This window comes from Serratia sp. Nf2, assembly GCF_003028435.1.
Classification (GTDB): Bacteria; Pseudomonadota; Gammaproteobacteria; order Enterobacterales; family Enterobacteriaceae; genus Serratia; species Serratia marcescens_L.
This window is the reverse complement of record NZ_PYTW01000057.1, coordinates 1-333: the sequence shown is the minus strand read 5'-3', so window position 1 is coordinate 333 and position 333 is coordinate 1. Positions and strand designations below refer to the sequence as shown.

Here is a 333-nt window from a genome sequence, read left to right as displayed (position 1 = left end):
CCAGCGTGCCTTCTCCCGAAGTTACGGCACCATTTTGCCTAGTTCCTTCACCCGAGTTCTCTCAAGCGCCTTGGTATTCTCTACCTGACCACCTGTGTCGGTTTGGGGTACGATTTAATGTTACCTGATGCTTAGAGGCTTTTCCTGGAAGCAGGGCATCAACTACTTCTGCACCGTAGTGCATCGTCATCACGCCTCAGGGTTGATATGCAACCGGATTTACCAGGTCACACCCCCTACACGCTTAAACCGGGACAACCGTCGCCCGGCTAGCCTAGCCTTCTCCGTCCCCCCTTCGCAGTAACACCAAGTACAGGAATATTAACCTGTTTC

The 333-nt window shown here is 52.9% G+C and carries 1 rRNA gene; it reads right to left on the bottom strand.

Annotation, left to right across the window (positions count from 1 at the left end):
• Positions 1-333 (bottom strand): 23S ribosomal RNA (locus C9411_RS25405); the annotation flags it as partial.